Source organism: Streptantibioticus ferralitis, assembly GCF_029223525.1.
In the GTDB taxonomy this organism is placed as follows: Bacteria; Actinomycetota; Actinomycetes; order Streptomycetales; family Streptomycetaceae; genus Streptantibioticus_A; species Streptantibioticus_A ferralitis.
This window is the reverse complement of the sequence record NZ_JARHTQ010000008.1, coordinates 200601-219936: the sequence shown is the minus strand read 5'-3', so window position 1 is coordinate 219936 and position 19336 is coordinate 200601. Positions and strand designations below refer to the sequence as shown.

The following is a 19336-nucleotide window of genomic DNA, read 5'->3' as shown; positions in this document are numbered from 1 at the left end:
CCCGCCGCCAGCCCGGCGGGACCTGGCACCATATGCGGGTGACCGCACCGTTGACCCCGCACGACCACGATCAGCAGCCGCCGAACCCGCCCGTTCCGGACGAGCACGGCGGGGCCCCGGACGAGCGGCCCAGCCTCGGCCGGGAACTGCGCGACGGGGGCATCGTCGCGGCGGCGGTGGCGGTGTGCGGAGTCCTGTTCGGGCTGCTGTGGGTGTGGCTCGCCCCGCAGGTACCGCTGATCTCGGACGGCTCGGCCGTCTACCTGAAGAACTCCGAGGGCGAGCAGGCGATCGGCGCCGACGGCTGGTTCGCGCTGATGGGCCTGGGGTTCGGCGTGCTGACCGCGGCGGCGGTCTTCCTGTGGCGGCGCGCCGGGGGAGTCGCGATCGTCGTCGGGCTGGCCGTCGGCGCGGTGCTCGGTTCGCTGATCGCCTGGCGGCTGGGCGTGTGGCTCGGCCCCACGCAGAACGTGGTGGCGCACGCCAAGGCGGTCGGTCCCAACAAGGTCTTCTACGCGCCCCTGGAACTGCGTGCCAAGGGCGCCCTACTGGCCTGGCCGGTCGCCGCGATGGCTGCCTTCCTGGCCCTGACCTCGGCCTTCGGCCCGCGCGAACCCCACCCACAACCACACTGGGACGGCTGGTCGGCCCCGCCGCCCAACCCCCACCCCCAAGGCGACACCACGCCACCCCCGGACCACCCGGACCGCCCGGACCGCCCGGACCACCCGTAGGGCGCTTCCCGGCAGGTCCCCCTCCCGGCACCCTGGCCCCCCTCGCCACGGCGGCGAGCCACCACAACGTCGTGGACCGACGGGGTCGGACAACCGCGCCTTCGGAGATCGGCGGCCGGGGTCGGGCCCGTGCCCGGTAAGAAATCCCGGCCGAGACGGCGAGCAACCACGACGACACCGACCGGCGGTGTCCAGGGAACCGCGTCCCCGCCCCCGAGACCGCCGGAAGGGCTACGCCGGTCGACGGCCGTGATTCGCGCTGCGCTTCTTGATCCGCCACTTCCGCTTACGTGTACGTTTCGACATGGTGCCCGGCCCCTCCGCGCGGGTCCGCCCCCGCGCTGTGCGGTCAGCGTGCGCCCGGTGGGCGGATCTGTCGAGACGTCAGACAGGCCGGAGTCGGGGTGATCAGCCCCGGCCGATCGGCGCCGTCACGGCGCCGGTGAGCCGCACCAGATCCCGCGGGGCCAGTTCCACTTCCAGCCCACGGCGGCCCGCCGACACGAAGACGGTGGGATGCCCGAGCGCCGACGCGTCGATGACCGTGGCAAGCCGCTTGCGCTGGCCGAGCGGCGAGATCCCACCGCGTACATAGCCCGTGGTGCGTTCCGCGGCGGCCGGATCGGCCATCGCCGCCCGCTTGCCGCCGGCCGCCGCGGCGAGCGCCTTGAGGTCAAGCGACCCCGCCACCGGGACGACCGCGACCGTGAGCGCGCCGTCCACATCCGCGACGAGCGTCTTGAACACGCGCTCCGGTGCGACGCCCATCGCCTGCGAGGCTTCCTCGCCGTACGACGCGGCGGCCGGATCGTGTTCGTAGGAATGCACGGTGAACGGCACACCGGCCGCGCCCAGCGCGACCGTCGCCGGAGTCATTCCGGACTTCGCCTTCCTGGCCAACTCCGCCACGCTCCCGGTCAGTTGCGGTTGGTCGGCTGCCGGGTCAACTCGACGGCGGGCAGCGACGGGAGCTTACCGATCACAGCCGTCTCCCGGCGCAGCAGTTTCAACTCCTCCGTGAGCCGGGTCGCGGTGTCCGCAGCCTCCAACAGCTCCTGTTTGACCGGAACTTCGACCACCGTCGCGGCGGCCACCAGATAGGACAGCACCGACGGCTGGGCGGGCAGCTCCTGGGCAGTGGACAGCGTCCGCTCCCGCGCGCCCGCGAGCTGCTTCTGGTACGTACGGAACGCCCGCTCCACCTCCGCGGTGAGCGGCCCCGCGCCCGCGCCCGGCAACTCGGGCAACTCCTCGATCTCAGCCACCAGATACGGCCCTGTCGCGTCCACCGACCGCAGCCGGAACCGGGTGGTGCCGGTGGCCACCATCTCGTACCCGCCGCCCTCCTTTTCCCGCAGCGAGGCGGCGTCCGCGATGCATCCGACCTCGTACAACGCCTTGCCCAGATCGGGCCCGAGGCCGGCCGCCGCACCGTCGTCGGGGGCTCCCGGGCCGCTCGGGGCGACCTCGTACCCGTCCCGGATCGCCACCACACCGAAGTGCCGCGGCGCGTCCTCGGGGAGCGCGAGCAGATCCCGGGCGAGCGCGCGGTACCGCTCCTCGAAGATGTTGAGCGGCAGCACGAGGCCCGGGAAGAGCACCGAGCCGAGCGGGAACAGCGGAAGTCGTGCGGTCACAACAGGTAAGCCTAAGCGCAGGCCCCGGGCGTCAAGACCAGTTTTCCCGAGTAGGGGGACGGGCGAGCGATCGCTACCCGCGGCGCAGCAGCCGTGACGCGCCGGTCACCACAGTCGACGCCAGGATCCAGCCGACCATGGTCATGGCAGCCGCCACCCACTGCGCCGTTCCGGCCAGCCGCCAGGAGTGGCTCTGGCCGAGATCGACGATCGGCAGTAACAGGTCCAGCGCGAACAGCGCCGGGTTCCAGTGCGGCCACGCCTGGTCGTCCACCGGCTCGGGCCTCGGTCCCATCCCGAAGTACAGCGTCCCGGCCGCCCACAGCACCGCCATCCACAGTGCCGCCCGGCCCGGCCGGTATCCGTAGCCGACCGTGATGTCCTGCACCCAGCCCCACACCACGCCCGCCGGCGGCAGCGTCTCGCGGCGCCTGCGCTGCTTGGCCAGCAGCACCTCGCGGGCCTGCGAGTCCTCGCCGCCCTGGCGCAGCACCTGCGCCAGGGTCTCGTACGGCTCCGGGTTGTACTCGGGCGTCGCGTCGGCCAGCCAGGCGATCCGCTGCTCCAGCGGGACGGGGCCGGGCGAGGACAGCGACTCGTAGCTGAACCCGGCGAGGTCGATACCGCCCCGGCCCGGCCAACTGGACGGCCGGTCCGTGAGGTTGCCGATCCGGGCACCGGCCAGCGAGATCCGTCCCGACGGGGGTTCGTCGAGGGTCAGCCGCAACTCGGGCGTCTGGATCCGGCGCAGTGACAACTGCTGGGTGCCGGTGAGCCGGAAGTGCGCCTTGTCCGCGATCACCGCGTTGCCGAACCGCCCGTCGTCGAGACGGATTCCGCCCTCGGAGGTGAAGCGCTGGGTGTGCACGCCGGCGGGCGGGGTGCCCCCGCCGGAGTAGCCGCTGAACCAGCCCGAGCTCAGATACAGCGTGTGCTCCACGGTGACCCGCGCGGCGTTGAGCGCGTACCGGCCGTACGGATTGTGCAGTGCGCTGCCGCGCAGGCTCAGCCGGCCGCCGATCCGCGCGCTGCGCAGGCTGATCTCACCGGTCGACTCCAGCAGCTCGGCCTCCACGTCCTGGGCGACGGTCAGCCCGTCCGCCGCGATGGAGTGGCCGCTGCGGCTCTGGCCCACGGTGAGTTGGTTGAGCACCAGGTCGGTGCCGATGTGCGCGTCGGTGAGCCGGATCCCGCCCGGCACCGTGCACTGCGGCAGATGTAGATCGCCCTCGCTGTTCAGCCGGGCGGCCTCGATCCGCGGCACCACGCAGCGCATCAGCCGCGCGGTGGTGAAGTGGCAGGCGGGAAGCAGGAGTTGGTTGTCGAAACGGCACTCCCGCAGCTCCACATAGGGCTGGACTTGGCCGCCCGACAGGTTCAGCAACCCGGTGATCAACGCCCCCGTCAGCTTCAGGGCGGCGACCCGCCCGGGCTCGCTGGGCGGCCCGTCGAGCAGCAGCAGCGCGACGATCTCCGCCCGGACGGTACGGCCGGGCTCCGCCTCCCCAAAGCCGGGCTCCGCGCCGTCCCCGTCCCGGCCGGGCTCCGACCCGCGCGGCCCCGGCACTCCGGGCTCCGGTGCCGTGTCGTCCGCGGCAGCGGTCGGGGGGCGGCCGGACGTGGTGCCGGACGGCCTCGGCACCGTGCGTTCGGTGGCGCCGTCAGCCGTAGCGCCAGCGGTACCGCCGGTCGTACCGGCCGCCGTCACGCGTCCGGTGTCGTCGGTCGGGCCCGGCCGGGTGCCCGGCTCGCCGGGTACCGGTGAGCCGGTTCGCAGGTCGCAGGTCGCGCCGCGGCGGAAGGCATGCCACATGCGGAGTTCGGCGGGGGTCAGGTCTGCGGGCATGGCGGGCTGGCTCACGGTGTGGTCCCTTCCCGTCGACAGCGGGTGATCACCCAGGTCGCACGGTATAGGGCCGGCCACCTCCAGATGGCTGAATTCGGCCAGCGATCTGCCCGGAGCATGACAGGCTTTTCGGGACGCGCCGCGTCTCACGGAGTGGAGGCCCGCCGCGTGCGGCATACGCGCTCTCTACACTTGACACCGTGATCTCCCGAATTGATCTGCGCGGCGCCGCCTTCGCCGAGGCCTCCCTCGACGGCGGGATCGACCGTGACCTGCTTCCCCGTGCCGAACTCGACGTGGAAGCCGCTCTGGAGAAGGTGCGGCCGATCTGCGACGACGTGAAGCATCGTGGCACCGCTGCGCTGATCGACTACGCGGAGCGGTTCGACGGTGTGAAGATCGACCGGACCCGGGTGCCCGCCGAGGCGCTGAAGCGCGCGCTGCGGGAACTGGATCCGGCCGTACGCGCCGCGCTGGAGGAGTCCATCCGCCGCGCCCGTCTGGTGCACGGGGAGCAGCGCCGCACCGACCACACCACCCAGGTCGTGGCCGGCGGCACGGTCACCGAGCGATGGGTTCCGGTGGAGCGCGTCGGGCTGTACGTGCCTGGTGGGCGCGCCGTCTACCCGTCCTCCGTGGTGATGAACGTGGTGCCCGCCCAGGAGGCGGGCGTCACATCGCTCGCCGTGGCCTCCCCGCCGCAGGCGGACTTCGACGGCCTGCCGCACCCCACGATCCTCGCCGCCTGCGCGCTGCTGGGCGTGGACGAGGTGTACGCGGCCGGAGGCGCACAGGCGATCGCCATGTTCGCGTACGGCACCGAGGAGTGCCGCCCGGTCAACCTGGTGACCGGCCCCGGCAACATCTGGGTCGCCGCGGCCAAGCGGCTGCTCAAGGGACGCATCGGCATCGACGCCGAAGCCGGACCCACCGAGATCGCCGTCCTCGCCGACCACACCGCCGACCCGGCGAACGTCGCCGCCGACCTGATCAGCCAGGCCGAGCACGACACACTGGCCGCCGCCGTGCTCGTCACCACCTCCGCCGACCTCGCCGACGCGGTCGACAAGGAGCTCGACCGACAGGTCGAGGCCACCAAGCACACCGAGCGGATCACCGAGGCGCTCTCCGGCAAGCAGTCCGCCACCGTCCTGGTCGACACCATCGAGCAGGGCCTGGCGGTGGTGGACGCCTACGCCGCCGAACACCTGGAGATCCAGACCGAGAACGCCGCCGATGTCGCCGCCCGGGTGCGCAACGCGGGCGCGATCTTCGTGGGCGCGTACGCCCCGGTCTCGCTGGGCGACTACTGCGCGGGCTCCAACCACGTGCTGCCCACCGGCGGCTGCGCCTGCCACTCCTCGGGCCTGTCGGTGCAGTCCTTCCTGCGCGGCATCCACGTCGTGGACTACACGCGCGACGCCCTCGCCGAGGTCGCCCACCACGTGGTGACCCTGGCCGAGGCCGAGGACCTGCCTGCGCACGGCGCCGCCCTGAAGGCTCGCTTCGACTGGCAGGTGCCCGGCCAGTGACCCGAATCGACGATCTCCCGATCCGGGACGAGCTGCGCGGCAAGACCCCGTACGGCGCCCCCCAACTCGACGTCCCGGTGCGCCTGAACACCAACGAGAACCCGTACCCGCTGCCGGAGCCGCTGGTCGAGCGGATCGCCGAGCGGGTCCGCGAGGCGGCCCGCGGGCTCAACCGCTACCCGGACCGGGACGCGGTGGAACTGCGCACCCAGCTGGCCGCCTATCTGACCCGGACCACCGGCCACCGGATCGGACTCGCCGGTGTCTGGGCGGCGAACGGCTCCAACGAGGTCATCCAGCAGCTGCTGCAGACCTTCGGCGGGCCCGGCCGCACCGCGCTCGGCTTCGAGCCCTCGTACTCGATGCACGCGCTGATCTCCCGCGGCACCGGAACCGGCTGGATCTCCGGGCCCCGCACCGCGGACTTCACCATCGACGTCGAGGCGGCGAAGGACGAGATCGCCGCGCACCGGCCCGATGTGGTCTTCATCTGCTCGCCCAACAACCCCACCGGCACCGCCGTGGACGCCCAAACCGTGCTCGCGCTGCACGACGCGGCGCAGGCCGCCAAGCCCTCGCTGGTGGTGGTGGACGAGGCGTATGGCGAGTTCTCGCACCGCCCGTCGCTGCTGGCGCTCATCGAAGGCCGTCCGAATCTGGTGGTGTCCCGCACCATGTCCAAGGCGTTCGGCGCCGCCGGACTGCGCCTCGGCTACCTGGCCGCCGACCCCGCCGTGGTCGACGCGGTCCAGCTGGTGCGGCTGCCGTACCACCTGTCGTCCGTCACCCAGGCCACCGCGCTCGCCGCTTTGGAGCACACGGATACTCTGCTGGGGTACGTCGAGCAGCTGAAGGCCGAGCGGGACCGGCTGGTCACCGAGCTGCGGGCGATCGGCTGCGAGGTGACGGACTCGGACGCCAACTTCGTGCAGTTCGGCCGGTTCGAGGACGCGCACGCCGCCTGGCAGGGTTTGCTGGATCGCGGCGTACTGGTCCGTGACAACGGAGTACCGGGTTGGCTACGCGTCACCGCGGGCACCCCGGCCGAGAACGACGCGTTCCTCGACGCGGTACGCGAGCTGATGAAGGAGAACGGAAAGTGACAGCGGTGCATGGCACCTCCTTTGAGGGCGGTGGTGGGCGACGAGAGGGAGTGGCAGCGGTGCATGGCACCTCCTTTGAGGGCGGTGGTGGGCGACGAGAGGGAGTGGCAGCGGTGCATGGCACCTCCTTTGAGGGCGGTGGTGGGCGACGGGAGGGCATGACCCGCGTGGGCCGCGTGGAGCGCACCACCAAGGAGACCTCGGTCGTCGTCGAGATCAATCTCGACGGCACCGGACAGGTCGATGTGTCGACGGGCGTCGGCTTCTACGACCACATGCTCGACCAGCTGGGCCGCCACGGCCTGTTCGACCTCACCGTCAAGACCGACGGCGACCTGCACATCGACACCCACCACACCATCGAGGACACCTCGCTGGCGCTCGGTGCCGCGTTCAAGCAGGCGCTCGGCGACAAGCGCGGCATCGTCAGGTTCGCCAACGCCTCGGTCCCGCTGGACGAGTCGCTGGCCCAGGTGACCGTCGACCTGTCCGGCCGCCCGTTCCTGGTGCACACCGAGCCGGAGGGCATCGCGCCCATGATCGGCACGTACGACACCACCATGACCCGGCACATACTGGAGTCCTTCGTCGCGCAGGCGCAGATCGCCCTGCATGTGCACGTCCCCTACGGGCGCAACGCGCACCACATCGTGGAGTGCCAGTTCAAGGCGCTCGCCCGCGCACTGCGCTACGCCTCGGAGATCGATCCGCGGCAGACCGGGATCCCGTCGACCAAGGGTGCGCTGTGAACAAGGCGGCGATGCTCTTCATCCTGTTGGGGCTGTTCCTCGCCGGAGGCGTTTACTCCTTCTGGAAGCAGAAGATGCCGAAGAGCGTGGTCGTACTGCTCGGCCTCGGCTCGGCGATGTCGCTGGCCGCGGGACTGCTGCGGCTCTAGAGCCGTGCGAAGCGCTGGAACCGTGAAGCCGACGGAACCGCGGAACTGGGAAAGGGACAAGCGATGAGCAAGCGCGTGGTCGTCTTCGACTACGGCTTCGGCAACATCCGTTCCGCCGAACGGGCGCTGGCCCGGGTCGGCGCCGACGTCGAGATCACCGCCGACTACGACGCCGCGCTGGCCGCCGACGGGCTGCTGGTGCCCGGCGTCGGCGCGTTCGCCGCCTGCATGGCCGGGCTGAAGGCGGCACGCGGCGACTGGATCATCGGGCGGCGACTGGCCGGTGGACGGCCGATCATGGGCATCTGCGTCGGTATGCAGATCCTGTTCGCGCGCGGCGTCGAGCACGGTGTGGAGACCGCGGGCTGCGACGAGTGGCCCGGCACCGTGGAGCCGCTGCGGGCGCCGGTCGTACCGCACATGGGGTGGAACACCGTCGAGGCGCCCGAGGACTCACGGCTGTTCGCCGGGCTCGACAGGGACGAGCACTACTACTTCGTGCACTCCTACGGGGTACGCGAATGGCAGCTGGAAGTCACCAACGACGCCATCCGTGCCCCCAAGGTGACCTGGGCGACGCACGGCGAGCGGTTCGTGGCGGCCGTCGAGAACGGGCCGCTGTGGGCCACCCAGTTCCACCCCGAGAAGTCCGGCGACGCCGGTGCCCAGCTGCTGACCAACTGGATCGAGACCCTGTGAGCCGTCAGATGTCCAACCTCGAACTCCTCCCCGCCGTCGACGTACGGGACGGCCAGGCCGTCCGCCTGGTGCACGGCGAGTCCGGTTCCGAGACCTCCTACGGCGACCCGCTGGCCGCCGCGCTCGCCTGGCAGCAGGCGGGCGCCGAGTGGCTGCACCTGGTCGACCTGGACGCGGCGTTCGGTACCGGCGACAACCGCGAGCAGATCGCCGAGGTCGTGCGCTCCATGGACATCAGGGTCGAACTGTCCGGCGGCATCCGCGACGACGCCTCGCTCGCCGCTGCGCTCGCCACCGGCTGCACCCGGGTCAACCTCGGCACCGCCGCCCTGGAGAGCCCGCAGTGGGTGGCCAAGGCCATCGCCGAGCACGGCGACCGGATCGCGGTCGGCCTGGACGTACGCGGCACCACGCTGCGCGGCCGCGGCTGGACCCGGGACGGCGGCGACCTGTACGAGACGCTGGCCCGCCTCGACTCCGAGGGCTGCGCCCGCTACGTCGTCACCGACATCGCCAAGGACGGCACGCTGCAGGGCCCCAACCTGGAACTGCTGCGCAACGTCTGCGCCGCGACCGACGCGCCGGTGGTCGCATCCGGCGGCGTCTCCTCGCTCGATGACCTGCGCGCCATCGCCGCCCTCGTCCCGGAGGGTGTGGAAGGTGCCATCGTGGGCAAAGCCCTCTACGCCAAGGCATTCACCTTGGAAGAAGCGTTGGAGGCAGTGTCACGATGACCGAAACCCCCGCCGTGCGGCGTGTGCAGACCGACAGCCCCTGGGAAGAGACCATCGGCTTCGCCCGAGCCGTCGCGGTCGGCGACCGGGTTCTGGTGTCCGGCACGATGCCACTGGTCAAGGGGGTGCTGCAGGCCGAAGGCGACCCGTATCTGCAGGCCAAGGCGGCCTTCCAGAACGCCTTCGCGGCACTGGAGTCGCTGGGTCTCGGAGCCTCGGACGTCGTCCGTACCCGTATGTACATCACCCACGCCCGCGATGTGGACGCGGCGGGCCGCGCCCACAAGGAGCTGTTCGACGACATCCGGCCGGCCGCCACCCTGGTGGTGGTCTCCGGCTTCGTCGACTCGCGGGTGCTGGTCGAGGTGGAAGTCGAAGCAGTGCGTCCGGCGGCCCGCCCCGATGGCCGCCGCGCTGATGAACCGAGTGGAGATACGCCGTGAGCCTGGCCGTCCGGGTCATTCCGTGCCTCGACGTGGCCGACGGCCGCGTCGTCAAGGGCGTCAACTTCCAGAACCTGCGGGACGCCGGTGACCCCGTCGAGATGGCGAAGGTGTACGACGCGGAAGGCGCCGACGAGCTCACCTTCCTCGACATCACCGCCTCCTCAGGCAACCGGGAGACCACGTACGAGGTGGTGCGCCGCACCGCCGAGCAGGTCTTCATCCCGCTGACCGTCGGCGGCGGGGTGCGCACCGCCGAGGACGTCAACAAGCTGCTGCGGGCCGGCGCCGACAAGGTCGGGGTCAACACCGCGGCGATCGCCCGCCCGGAGCTGATCCGGGAGATCGCCGAGCGGTTCGGCAGCCAGGTCCTGGTGCTGTCGGTGGACGCCCGCCGATGCCCCGAAGGCACGGTCACCCCGTCGGGATACGAGGTCACCACGCACGGCGGTCGCCGTGGCACGGGGATCGACGCGGTCGAATGGGCGCACCGCGCCGTCGAGTTGGGCGCCGGGGAGATCCTGCTCAACTCGATGGACGCCGACGGGACCAAGGACGGCTACGACACGGAGATGATCGAGGCGGTCCGCAATCACGTCACCGTCCCGGTCATCGCCAGCGGCGGCGCGGGCAAGCTCAGCGACTTCCCGCCCGCCATCGCGGCGGGCGCGGACGCGGTCCTGGCCGCCTCCGTGTTCCACTTCGGCGACCTGCGGATCAACGAGGTCAAGCGGACGCTGCGCGAAGCGGGCCACCCGGTCCGCTAGCGGGACCGGGCGGCGGTCGCGCCGCAGGGCCACGTGGCGTCGCCGTGGTGCCGCCGCGACGACGAGCGACCACGAGGACGCGGCCCTGCGGTCGTACGGCTGCCCACGGCAGCCCGGTGGCCGAAGGTCCGCCGAACAGGCCCTAGGCGTCGATGCCGAGCTTGGTGCCCCGCACCTTGGCGATCGCGTCCGGTTCGCCGTCCAACTCGACGTGTGCGACGGACTGCCGCCCGAACGTGAACAGCGTCAACTCGCCGGGTTCTCCCGTCACGGTGACCACCGGCGCGCCCTTGTGCGCGACCGCCGTCTGGCCGTCCGGGCGGCGCAGCACCAGGCCGACCGGGGACTTGCGGCCGAGGACCCGCGCCGCCCGCTCCAGCCGCTTCCACAGCACGTCCGAGAAGACCGGGTCGAGGGTCCGTTCCGTCCAGTCGGGTTGGGCCCGGCGGACGTCCTCGGCGTGCACATAGAACTCGACGCTGTTCGCGGCCTCGTCGATCTGCTTCAGCGCGAACGGTGAGGAGCGGGGCGGTCCGGTGCGAATGAGCTGGATCAGTTCCTCGTACGGCTTGGCCGTGAACTCCTGCTGAACCCGGTCGAGTCGGGACTTCAGCGGTTTGAGCAGGATTCCGGCGGCCGCGTCGGGGCGCCGCTCCCGGACCACCACATGGGCGGCTAGGTCGCGTGCGGTCCAGCCCTCGCACAGCGTCGGGGCCCCGGGGCCGGCGCTCTCCAACAGGTCGGCGAGGAGGAGACGTTCACGCTGCGCATGAGTCGACATGGCGGCAGCGTACGTCCACCCCGGCCCGGGCGGCTACGGCAACGGGCCGGTCAGCTGCTTGCCGTCCATCGAATTGCTCAACGTCAGCGAGCAGGAGACCGTGTTCTCCCCCTGGAACTGATAGGTAGTCAGGTCCGGGTAGAGCGCGTAGTTGTAGTAGGTCTGCCCGTCCCTGGGTATGGACTCCAGCCGCTTCTTGGCATCCGGTTCGCACAGGTCGAGAACCTTGGTCTTCAGATCGTCCTCGGTGCTGATGGTGCCCTTCAGGGTCTCGTTGGCGATGACCTCGCCGTCGTGCGCGGAGCCGCACGAGACCTTGGTGATGTCCTGGACATGGCTGTCCAGACTGGGGGAGTTGAAGCAGTCGCCGGGGGAGAGCTTCACATACGTCAGATGGTGGCTCGCCGACGGCTCGGGTATGCCGGGCAGCGAGGCGCCGTCGGACGGGTTCTCACTCGGCAGGCCGGACGAGTCCGACGGCGACGGTGAGGAGGACGCGGACGGTGAGGCGGAGCCGTTGTCCTGCGCCGCGCTGTTCTTGTCGCTGTGGCTGCTGCCGAGCCACACGATGCCACCGATCACGATGGCCAGCACGACCACGGCGCCGATCACTATGCCCGCGACCTTCGGGCCGTTGCCGCCGCCGTTCGGGCTGCCGCCCGGGCCGGGCGGAGGCGGCGGATAGGGGCCGTATCCGCCCGGGCCACCGGGGCCGTATCCACCGGGCCCCGCGGGGCCGCCGGGCGTGCCCGGTCCATAGCCGCCGAAGCCGCTGGAAGCGGGCGGTTGCGGACCGTATCCGCCATGGCCGGGCGGAGGCGGCGGGCCGAAGCCCTGCGGCGGGCCGAAGCCACCCCCTGAACCCGGGGGTGGAGCGTCATTCGGCGGCGGAGGGAAACTCATGACCGAAGCATGCCCCATAGGACTGACAGTCGATCGTGGAGGATGCCAAGTCGTGACTCCCAGCTCAGCGGCGGCTGTTGCGTTCCGCCGCACAGGACACAGCCGTCCGTGCCGCACCATGGCAGGGACGTTTTCCGTATCCGGCGCGGCTGATCCACAATGGGGGGCATGCCGGCCGTCTCCCGTCTCGATCCCGCCATCGCCGCCCGCCTGAAGCGGTCCGCCGACGGCTTGGTCCCCGCCATCGCCCAGCAGTACGACACCGGTGAGGTGCTGATGCTCGGCTGGATGGACGACGAGGCGCTGCACCGCACCCTGACCACTGGCCGCTGCACCTACTGGAGCCGCAGCCGCCAGGAGTACTGGGTCAAGGGCGACACCTCGGGCCATGTGCAGCACGTGAAGTCGGTCGCCCTCGACTGCGACGGCGACACCTTGCTGGTCAAGGTCGACCAGGTGGGCGCCGCCTGCCACACCGGCGACCGCACCTGCTTCGACGCGGATCCGCTGCCGCTGGGCTAGCGGGCACTCCGGGGCCGGCCCCGTACGCCCCCGCCCCGGTGCGGAGCGGGCTACCGCGGTTTGCGGCTGGTCCGGCCCCGCCGGGCGCCTTCGGATCCGGGTTGTGCTCGGTTCGGCGCCGCCGGGTCGTGGTCGGTTCGGGCTCCGTCGGGTGGCTTCGGATCCGGTTTGCGGCCGGTTCGGCGCCGCCGGGTGGCTTCGGATTCGGGTTGCGGTCGGTTTGGCGCCGCCGGGTTGTGGTCGGTTTGGGCTCCGTCGGGTGGCTTCGGATCCGGTTTGCGGCCGGTTTGGGCTCCGCCGGTCTGCATCGCCGTGGTTGCTTGCCGTTGCGGCGGATGTTTTTGCCTGCGGCAGTCTTTGCCGCGTGGGGTTTCCTCTTTGGCGTGCCTCGCGTCGCTTCCTTGCCGTCTGGCAAAAGAATTCCGCCGCCATGGCGAGCGACCACCACGGTGGTGCCCGGCGGTGCCGAACCAACCGCGGCCAGGATCCGGTGTCTCCCCTGGGCGCGCAGCCTTCCGGCGCTCCGCGTCGCTTCGTTGCCGCCAGGCGAGAGAACCCGCCGCGACGGCGAGCAACCACTACGGCGGGGTCCGGCGGTGCCGAACCACCGCGACCCGCAACCGAAATCCCCCGGCGGCATCCGGTGTCGTGGTGGCCGGGGCGCGTCGGGGTGCGGGCTGTGTGATCCCCCGCCCGGGCAGGGCCTAGGCTTCCGCCCATGACCACGGGCTATGTCACCCCCGACCTCGAAACGTTCCGCGACCTCGCCCGGGACCGCCGGGTCATCCCGGTCACCCGGCGGCTGCTCGCCGACGGCGACACTCCCGTCGGGCTGTACCGCAAGCTGGCGGGCGAGCGCCCCGGGACGTTTCTGCTGGAGTCCGCGGAGCACGGCCGCTCCTGGTCGCGCTACTCCTTCATCGGGGTACGCAGCGACGCCGCCCTGACCGAGCGCGACGGGCAGGCGCACTGGCTCGGCACGCCGCCGGTCGGCGTACCCACCGGCGGCGATCCGCTCAGCGCGCTGCGGGCCACCATCGAGACCCTGCACACCCCGCGCGACCTGCACTCGAGCGGCGCCCTTCCGCCGTTCACCGGCGGAATGGTGGGCTACCTCGGCTACGACGTCGTACGCCGACTGGAGAAGCACATCGGCGAGCACGCCAAGGACGACCTGCGGTTGCCCGAGCTGACCATGCTGCTCACCTCGGACCTGGCCGTACTCGACCACTGGGACGGCACCGTCCTGCTGATCGCCAACGCGATCAACCACAACGACCTCGACACCGGTGTCGACGAGGCCTACGCGGACGCCGTCGCACGGCTCGACAACATGGCCGCCGACCTGGCCCGTCCGCTGGACAGCTCCCCGGTCGAACTGCCGCCCTCCGAACTGCCGGAGTTCACCGCGCTGTGGGGCGGTGCCGCGTACCAGGAGGTGGTCGAGGACATCAAGGAGCGCATCCGCGCCGGTGAGGCGTTCCAGGTCGTGCCCTCGCAGCGGTTCGAGACACCGTGCCCGGCGAGCGCGCTCGACGTGTACCGGGTACTGCGGGCGACCAACCCCAGCCCGTACATGTACCTGCTGCGCTTCGACGATTTCGACATCGTTGGCTCCTCGCCCGAGGCGCTGGTCAAGGTCGAGGACGGGCAGGCGATGGTGCACCCCATCGCCGGAACCCGGCCGCGCGGCGGCACCCCTCAGGAGGACCAGGCGCTCGCCGAGGAACTGCTGGCCGACCCCAAGGAGCGGGCCGAGCACCTGATGCTGGTCGACCTCGGCCGCAACGACCTGGGCCGGGTCTGCGAGCCGGGCAGTGTCGAGGTGGTCGACTTCATGTCCATCGAGCGCTACAGCCATGTGATGCACATCGTCTCGACGGTCACCGGAAAGGTCGCCGAGGGCCGTACCGCCTTCGACGTGCTGACCGCCTGCTTCCCGGCCGGGACCCTGTCGGGTGCGCCCAAGCCGCGCGCGATGCAGATCATCGACGAACTGGAGCCCACCCGCCGGGGCGTGTACGGGGGCTGCGTGGGCTATCTGGACTTCGCCGGGGACTCCGACACCGCGATCGCCATCAGGACCGCGCTGCTGCGCGACGGCACGGCGTACGTGCAGGCGGGCGCGGGCATCGTCGCGGACTCCGATCCGGTGGCCGAGGACACCGAATGCCGCAACAAGGCGGCGGCGGTGCTACGGGCGGTCGCCACCGCCAACCGGCTCTGAACGCAGGTGAGTTGGGCCGCCCCCGGGAGTGGGCGGCCCAACCCGCTCAACGGGGTCAGCCCTTGAAGGCCGCGGTGCCCTTCGGGGTGCCGAGGCCCGTCGGGCCGTCGTAGCCGGGCTTGGCGGTGCACAGGTAGCCACCGCCGCACGAGCCGTTGGAACCGCTCGTCACATCGTTCAGCGCCGAGGTGTGGGCGTACGGGAACGTAGCCGGGGTGGAGCCGGAAGACGGCTTTCCGGCGAGCGCGTACACGCTGGCGATGATCGGCGACGAGACGCTCGTACCGCCGAAGACCTCCCAGCCCGGGTCGCCGCCGTAGGTGTCGTAGACCGCGACACCGGTGGCCGGGTCGGCGACCGCCGAGACATCGGCGACCGTGCGCTTGCCGCAGCCGCTGTCCTTCTGCCAACCGGGCTTGGCGTCATACGCCGAGCAGCCGGATCCGGCGCCGCTCCAGGCGGTCTCGGTCCAACCGCGGCTGTTGGACGCCGTGGTGAGGTGGGTGCCGCCGACGGCGGTGACGTACCGCGAGGCGGCCGGGTACTCGACGCCGTAGCCGGAGTCGCCGGAGCTCACGGTGATGGCCACACCGGGGTGGTTGAAGTACTTGCTGTCGTATCCGGGGTCGGACGAGGACTCGCCGCCGCCGTAGCTGTTGGATACGTACTTCGCGCCGAGCTTGACGGCCTCGTTGACCGACGCGCCGAGGTCGGCCATGGACGGCGAGTTGGCCTCGACCAGCAGGATGTGGCAGCTGGGGCAGATCGCGCTGGCCATGTCGACGTCCAGCGACTCCTCCTCGGCCCAACCGGCGTCAGGCGCGGGGAGGTTGGTGGTGCTGCCGGTCTGGCCGACCTTCTTGAAGCAGCCGCCTGAGCTGGTGCAGGCGGGCAGCCCGAACTGCTTGCGGTAGGCGGCCAGGTCCTTCTCGGCGTTGGGGTTGTCCTGCGCGTCGACGATCGCCACGGTCGCGCCGGAACCGCCGCTGGACGGAAGCGAGTAGGCCTTGTGCAGGTCGCTCGGGCCGAAGCCGGAGGGGGCGGCCTCGGGGGAGACGCCCGTCGCCTTGGCGGCGACCGTGCCGCCGACCACCTTGAGCGCGTTGCACGCCGCCCAGTCGGCCTTGTTCGGGATGGCGCAGGAGTGGATGGTACGAACGCCGTGCGCGCCGGAAGTCAGCGGGGACTGCTGCGCGTTGGCGGCGGGTGCGGCGGCGAAGCCGGAGAGCGCGAGGCCCGCCGCGGCGGTCAGGGAAAGCCCGGCGCGGTAAAGCGCCTTGGGCATGGATCTGCGCAATGTACTGCCTCCTGTGGCTGGTGACCCGGAGTCATGAGGGGGGACAGGCCACGGCGGACAGGGGGGGCGAGCCATGGCCTGCTTGCGCGTTGGTGTGGTGCCGGGGTCCGGGGGCGAAGCTCCCGGAAAATCTCCTCAACCTCCGTGCGGGGCGGGAGCTCCGCATTCGGCCCGTCGACCGATATCCGGAGGCGGATTGCCGGAAAACGTAATGTGACCGGCGCACGTCAACAAGAGCGCACGCGCGACTCTGTACCGCCGCTTTGCCGGTGGATGGGGTTCCGGGGGGAAGAAATTGCCCGCTCATGGGGGCGGGCGGCGCTTCGAAGCGCCGCCCGCGGGGTAGCCACTACAAATCGCCGTCCGTGGCCCCCGGGTGCCGGACGGCCGCGCGGGGACGAGATAGTGGAAGGCGTGAGTGTCGCCGCAGTGCCCCCGCCCCGCCCCGCCGAGGAATCCGCCGCCGAACCGCCGAGCCGCGGTTCCGGACGGCGCAGCCTTGCCGTGGCGCTGCTGCTCGGCGCGGCGGGCGCCGCGCTCGTACTGCTCGCGGCGGGCAAGACCTGGTCGACCGGAACGGCACCGTCGGCAGGCAGTGTGATTCCGGTCACCGCCACCGGCAAGGCGGTCACCGGGCTGCCGGACGCCCTGGCACTGGTCGGACTGGCCGCGCTGGTCGCGGTCTTCGCGGTGCGCCGGGTCGGGCGCCTGGTGGTCTCGGCCCTGCTCGCACTGTGCGGCGCCGGGACCGTTGCGGCGTGCGTCACCGGCGCCGCCGACACCAAAGCGCTCAACGCCGCCGCCGCCAAGGCCAGCGGCCTGACCGGCACCGCCGTCCAGCACGTCGGCCACACCGGCTGGCCGTGGGTCGCCGCGGTGGGCGGGCTGCTCCTGCTGCTCGCCGGGGCACTGGCCATCGTGCGGGGCGCCGCCTGGCCGACCATGTCCAGCCGCTACGAGCGCGCCGGCGGCCCCCGCCCCCAGCGCGCCGCCCGCCGCGCGCCCGACCCCGAGCAGCCCGGCGAGATGTGGAAGGCACTGGACCGCGGCGAGGACCCCACCGCCGACTGAACCCGGTGCCGGGCCCCCGATGACGAGCACTGCTGCGGACGGGTGACAATGGCCTGAGGATCAATGCGCCCTCAGTCGGCGCCAGAGCACATGCAAGGAGTAGAAATGGCGGGAAACAGCCACGGACACACGCCTGCCGCCTGGACCGGCGTCATCATCACCTTCATCGGCTTCTGTGTCGCGGGTGTCTTCACCGTCGCGGCCGAGCCGGTCGGTTTCTGGGCGGGTATGGCCGTGGTTGCCCTCGGCGGCGTCGTGACCCTGGGCATGCGCGCGGCGGGCCTCGGCGCCCCCACGCCGCAGAAGGCCGGTCGCTGAGGCCCGTCCGGCGGCTGTTCACCGCCTGAGCGCCGTGGGGTGTGGCGGTCTCCGTACCGCCGCCCGGCACCGTGGTCGCGCGTCCCGGCAGGGCCTGCCGCCAGGGCGGTGACCAATCCCACAGCGCGGACCGGCTCCCGTGATCGCCGATGCCCGGCGACGAGTCGGCTGAGCGGCCACGCGACAGCGCGTCAGGCGCAGTGTCGGGAGCGCATCGCCCCGGTGCTGCGCCTGCCGGTGTTTCCAGGGAGAATCGGCTCGTGTCGTCCAGCCAACCGATCAGCCCGGCCGATTCCGGTGGCCCTGCACAGCGCCCGACCGCCGCGCCCATGGGGTACGGCGGGCCGGACGCCCGCGCCGGGCGGACGGCGACGAGCGCACCCCCGTCCGCGGCACACGGCTTCGCCACACCCCCGCGGGGTGGCGTATCCGGTGGGCGACCGGCCCCCCGGACCCTGCTCCGGCGTGTCGGCGCTCCCGTCGGCCTGCTGGCCGCGGTCACGGGGGCCTTCGGGTACGTGGGGTCCGTGGACCCCAACCACCCGGGGCACTACCCGGTGTGCCCCTTCCTGTACCTGACCGGCTGGTACTGCCCCGCCTGCGGCGGACTGCGCAGCGCGTACGCCGTGGTGCACGGCGACTTCGGCGGCGCGCTGCGCGACAACGCGCTGGCAGTCGTCGGCTACGGGACCGCCGCCGTGCTGTGGGCGCTCTGGCTCTCCCGCGAGGTGCGCGGCCGCCCGGCCGCGCTGCGCGTGCCGCGGGCGGTGTGGTGGGGGCTCGGCGCCGTCGTACTGGTCTTCAGCGTTGTCCGGAACCTGTCGTTCGGGGCGTTCCTGGCGCCCTAGGCACTGCTCCGAGTAGCTGTATTTGTCCAGGTGATGGGACTAGCGGCAACCGGATGCCGTCTCTTCGGCCCGCGGCGGATACCATCGCACTACCTGAGCTCCACAGATCCACCAGTAGGTTTTCGGAACTTCGACAACCGCCACCGGAAGGGGGCCGCTCGCGTGAGTGTGCTCGACGAGATCATCGACGGAGTCCGCGCCGACCTCGCCGAACGGCAGGCGCGTGTCTCCCTCGACGAGCTCAAGGAGCGGGCGGCCAAAGCCCAGCCGGCGAAGGACGGTGTCGCCGCGCTGCGCGGCGACAGCGTGAAGGTGATCTGCGAGGTCAAGCGGTCCAGCCCCAGCAAGGGCGCGCTCGCCGCGATCGCCGACCCGGCCGGCCTGGCCGCGGACTACGAGGCGGGCGGCGCGGCCGTGATCAGCGTCCTGACCGAGCAGCGCCGGTTCGGCGGCTCCCTGGCGGACCTTGAGGCGGTACGGGCCAGGGTGGACATCCCGGTCCTGCGCAAGGACTTCATCGTCACCGCCTACCAGCTCTGGGAGGCACGGGCGTACGGCGCCGACCTCGCGCTGCTGATCGTCGCGGCCCTTGAGCAGGAGGCGCTGGTCTCCCTCATCGAGCGCGCCGAGTCGATCGGGCTCACTCCGCTCGTCGAGGTGCACGACGAGGACGAGGTCCAGCGGGCGGTGGACGCCGGGGCGAAGATCATCGGGGTCAACGCCCGCAACCTGAAGACCCTTGAGGTCGACCGTGGCAACTTCGCCCGGGTCGCGCCGGAAATCCCCGGCCACATCGTGAAGGTCGCGGAATCGGGCGTACGCGGCCCGCACGACCTGATCGCCTACGCCAACGACGGCGCCGACGCGGTACTCGTCGGCGAGTCCCTGGTCACCGGCCGCGACCCCAAGGCCGCTGTCGCCGACCTCGTCGCCGCGGGCGCGCACCCCGCGCTGCGCCACGGCAGGGACTGACCGC

At 71.8% G+C, this 19336-nt stretch carries 22 protein-coding genes; 15 read left to right on the top strand and 7 right to left on the bottom strand.

The window, feature by feature from the left end:
• The first annotated feature begins 38 nt into the window (after positions 1 to 38).
• Positions 39 to 734: a DUF2567 domain-containing protein gene (locus tag P2L57_RS15300; RefSeq protein ID WP_275814349.1), complete on the top strand. Its 696-nt coding sequence runs from the start codon at positions 39 to 41 to the stop codon at positions 732 to 734.
• A 231-nt stretch (positions 735 to 965) separates the two neighbouring features.
• On the opposite strand, the gene P2L57_RS41245 is transcribed toward P2L57_RS15300, so the two are convergent.
• From P2L57_RS41245 to P2L57_RS15285, 4 genes are all read right to left on the bottom strand, one after another.
• Complete coding sequence (locus P2L57_RS41245; protein WP_442815729.1) at positions 966 to 1040, bottom strand: 50S ribosomal protein bL37; 75 nt, start codon at positions 1038 to 1040, stop codon at positions 966 to 968.
• Between the two features lie 102 nt (positions 1041 to 1142).
• Positions 1143 to 1610, bottom strand: coding sequence for a Cys-tRNA(Pro) deacylase (ybaK, locus tag P2L57_RS15295; RefSeq protein ID WP_303656328.1), 468 nt, complete (start codon positions 1608 to 1610; stop codon positions 1143 to 1145).
• Positions 1611 to 1651: 41 nt separating this feature from the next.
• Entirely contained in the window at positions 1652 to 2371 is a 720-nt protein-coding gene (locus tag P2L57_RS15290; RefSeq protein ID WP_275814344.1) for an LON peptidase substrate-binding domain-containing protein, read from the bottom strand.
• 73 nt (positions 2372 to 2444) lie between these two features.
• The gene (locus P2L57_RS15285) at positions 2445 to 4232 is read right to left on the bottom strand and encodes an oxidoreductase (protein WP_275814341.1); all 1788 of its coding nucleotides are present in this window, start codon (positions 4230 to 4232) and stop codon (positions 2445 to 2447) included.
• A gap of 185 nt (positions 4233 to 4417) precedes the next feature.
• Here P2L57_RS15285 and hisD point away from each other — a divergent pair, with 185 nt between their 5' ends.
• The 8 genes from hisD (at position 4418) to hisF (ending at position 10393) form a co-directional block, all read left to right on the top strand.
• Positions 4418 to 5749 (top strand): histidinol dehydrogenase, encoded by a 1332-nt coding sequence (hisD, locus tag P2L57_RS15280; RefSeq protein ID WP_275814338.1) that lies wholly within the window; start codon positions 4418 to 4420, stop codon positions 5747 to 5749.
• Complete coding sequence (locus P2L57_RS15275) at positions 5746 to 6852, top strand: histidinol-phosphate transaminase (protein WP_275814335.1); 1107 nt, start codon at positions 5746 to 5748, stop codon at positions 6850 to 6852. The genes hisD and P2L57_RS15275 overlap by 4 nt, the downstream gene beginning before the upstream one ends.
• Before the next feature lie 158 nt (positions 6853 to 7010).
• Complete coding sequence (gene hisB, locus P2L57_RS15270; RefSeq protein ID WP_275814331.1) at positions 7011 to 7601, top strand: imidazoleglycerol-phosphate dehydratase HisB; 591 nt, start codon at positions 7011 to 7013, stop codon at positions 7599 to 7601.
• 11 nt (positions 7602 to 7612) lie between these two features.
• Entirely contained in the window at positions 7613 to 7750 is a 138-nt protein-coding gene (locus P2L57_RS15265) for a CG2302 family histidine operon protein (protein WP_504987177.1), read from the top strand.
• 63 nt (positions 7751 to 7813) lie between these two features.
• Positions 7814 to 8449 carry an imidazole glycerol phosphate synthase subunit HisH gene (gene hisH, locus P2L57_RS15260; RefSeq protein WP_275814326.1) on the top strand — a complete coding sequence of 212 codons (636 nt, stop codon included), beginning with the start codon at positions 7814 to 7816 and terminating at the stop codon, positions 8447 to 8449.
• 8 nt (positions 8450 to 8457) lie between these two features.
• Positions 8458 to 9183, top strand: coding sequence for a bifunctional 1-(5-phosphoribosyl)-5-((5-phosphoribosylamino)methylideneamino)imidazole-4-carboxamide isomerase/phosphoribosylanthranilate isomerase PriA (gene priA / locus P2L57_RS15255; RefSeq protein WP_275814618.1), 726 nt, complete (start codon positions 8458 to 8460; stop codon positions 9181 to 9183).
• Positions 9180 to 9626: a RidA family protein gene (locus P2L57_RS15250; RefSeq protein WP_275814323.1), complete on the top strand. Its 447-nt coding sequence runs from the start codon at positions 9180 to 9182 to the stop codon at positions 9624 to 9626. The genes priA and P2L57_RS15250 overlap by 4 nt, the downstream gene beginning before the upstream one ends.
• Positions 9623 to 10393 carry an imidazole glycerol phosphate synthase subunit HisF gene (hisF, locus tag P2L57_RS15245; RefSeq protein WP_275814320.1) on the top strand — a complete coding sequence of 257 codons (771 nt, stop codon included), beginning with the start codon at positions 9623 to 9625 and terminating at the stop codon, positions 10391 to 10393. Before P2L57_RS15250 ends, hisF begins: the two co-directional genes overlap by 4 nt.
• 142 nt (positions 10394 to 10535) lie before the next feature.
• Here the strand turns inward: hisF and P2L57_RS15240 are convergent, their stop codons facing one another.
• Both P2L57_RS15240 and P2L57_RS15235 read right to left on the bottom strand, forming a co-directional pair.
• Positions 10536 to 11174, bottom strand: coding sequence for a TIGR03085 family metal-binding protein (locus tag P2L57_RS15240; RefSeq protein WP_275814317.1), 639 nt, complete (start codon positions 11172 to 11174; stop codon positions 10536 to 10538).
• Positions 11175 to 11207: 33 nt separating this feature from the next.
• Positions 11208 to 12077: a hypothetical protein gene (locus P2L57_RS15235; RefSeq protein WP_275814315.1), complete on the bottom strand. Its 870-nt coding sequence runs from the start codon at positions 12075 to 12077 to the stop codon at positions 11208 to 11210.
• Between the two features lie 168 nt (positions 12078 to 12245).
• Between P2L57_RS15235 and hisI the strand changes: the two genes are divergently transcribed.
• Positions 12246 to 12599, top strand: a complete 354-nt coding sequence (hisI, locus tag P2L57_RS15230) for a phosphoribosyl-AMP cyclohydrolase (RefSeq protein ID WP_275814312.1) — start codon at positions 12246 to 12248, stop codon at positions 12597 to 12599.
• A 718-nt stretch (positions 12600 to 13317) separates the two neighbouring features.
• A complete protein-coding gene (locus P2L57_RS15225) occupies positions 13318 to 14826 on the top strand; it encodes an anthranilate synthase component I (RefSeq protein ID WP_275814308.1) in 1509 nt (502 codons plus the stop codon).
• 55 nt (positions 14827 to 14881) lie between these two features.
• Here the strand turns inward: P2L57_RS15225 and P2L57_RS15220 are convergent, their stop codons facing one another.
• Positions 14882 to 16111, bottom strand: a complete 1230-nt coding sequence (locus P2L57_RS15220; protein ID WP_275814304.1) for a S53 family peptidase — start codon at positions 16109 to 16111, stop codon at positions 14882 to 14884.
• 426 nt (positions 16112 to 16537) lie between these two features.
• Between P2L57_RS15220 and P2L57_RS15215 the strand changes: the two genes are divergently transcribed.
• The 4 genes from P2L57_RS15215 to trpC all read left to right on the top strand — a co-directional run bounded on the left by P2L57_RS15215 (position 16538) and on the right by trpC (position 19332).
• Positions 16538 to 17194: a TIGR02234 family membrane protein gene (locus P2L57_RS15215; protein WP_372515717.1), complete on the top strand. Its 657-nt coding sequence runs from the start codon at positions 16538 to 16540 to the stop codon at positions 17192 to 17194.
• A gap of 105 nt (positions 17195 to 17299) precedes the next feature.
• Entirely contained in the window at positions 17300 to 17512 is a 213-nt protein-coding gene (locus P2L57_RS15210; RefSeq protein WP_275814298.1) for an HGxxPAAW family protein, read from the top strand.
• A gap of 260 nt (positions 17513 to 17772) precedes the next feature.
• Positions 17773 to 18360, top strand: a complete 588-nt coding sequence (locus P2L57_RS15205) for a DUF2752 domain-containing protein (protein ID WP_275814295.1) — start codon at positions 17773 to 17775, stop codon at positions 18358 to 18360.
• A 162-nt stretch (positions 18361 to 18522) separates the two neighbouring features.
• Entirely contained in the window at positions 18523 to 19332 is an 810-nt protein-coding gene (gene trpC / locus P2L57_RS15200) for an indole-3-glycerol phosphate synthase TrpC (protein WP_275814292.1), read from the top strand.
• Positions 19333 to 19336: the final 4 nt, after the last annotated feature.

What these genes read in the sequence shown, in the direction of transcription:
- hisI (WP_275814312.1), top strand. Translation starts at nt 12,246, where the DNA reads ATGCCGGCCGTCTCCCGTCTCGATCCCGCCATCGCCGCCCGCCTGAAG.
- hisB (WP_275814331.1), top strand. Translation starts at nt 7,011, where the DNA reads ATGACCCGCGTGGGCCGCGTGGAGCGCACCACCAAGGAGACCTCGGTC.
- P2L57_RS15265 (WP_504987177.1), top strand. Translation starts at nt 7,613, where the DNA reads ATGCTCTTCATCCTGTTGGGGCTGTTCCTCGCCGGAGGCGTTTACTCC.
- P2L57_RS15240 (WP_275814317.1), bottom strand. Translation starts at nt 11,174, where the DNA reads ATGTCGACTCATGCGCAGCGTGAACGTCTCCTCCTCGCCGACCTGTTG.
- P2L57_RS15235 (WP_275814315.1), bottom strand. Translation starts at nt 12,077, where the DNA reads ATGAGTTTCCCTCCGCCGCCGAATGACGCTCCACCCCCGGGTTCAGGG.
- priA (WP_275814618.1), top strand. Translation starts at nt 8,458, where the DNA reads ATGTCCAACCTCGAACTCCTCCCCGCCGTCGACGTACGGGACGGCCAG.
- ybaK (WP_303656328.1), bottom strand. Translation starts at nt 1,610, where the DNA reads ATGACTCCGGCGACGGTCGCGCTGGGCGCGGCCGGTGTGCCGTTCACC.
- P2L57_RS15210 (WP_275814298.1), top strand. Translation starts at nt 17,300, where the DNA reads ATGGCGGGAAACAGCCACGGACACACGCCTGCCGCCTGGACCGGCGTC.
- P2L57_RS15220 (WP_275814304.1), bottom strand. Translation starts at nt 16,111, where the DNA reads ATGCCCAAGGCGCTTTACCGCGCCGGGCTTTCCCTGACCGCCGCGGCG.
- P2L57_RS15225 (WP_275814308.1), top strand. Translation starts at nt 13,318, where the DNA reads ATGACCACGGGCTATGTCACCCCCGACCTCGAAACGTTCCGCGACCTC.
- hisH (WP_275814326.1), top strand. Translation starts at nt 7,814, where the DNA reads ATGAGCAAGCGCGTGGTCGTCTTCGACTACGGCTTCGGCAACATCCGT.
- P2L57_RS15250 (WP_275814323.1), top strand. Translation starts at nt 9,180, where the DNA reads ATGACCGAAACCCCCGCCGTGCGGCGTGTGCAGACCGACAGCCCCTGG.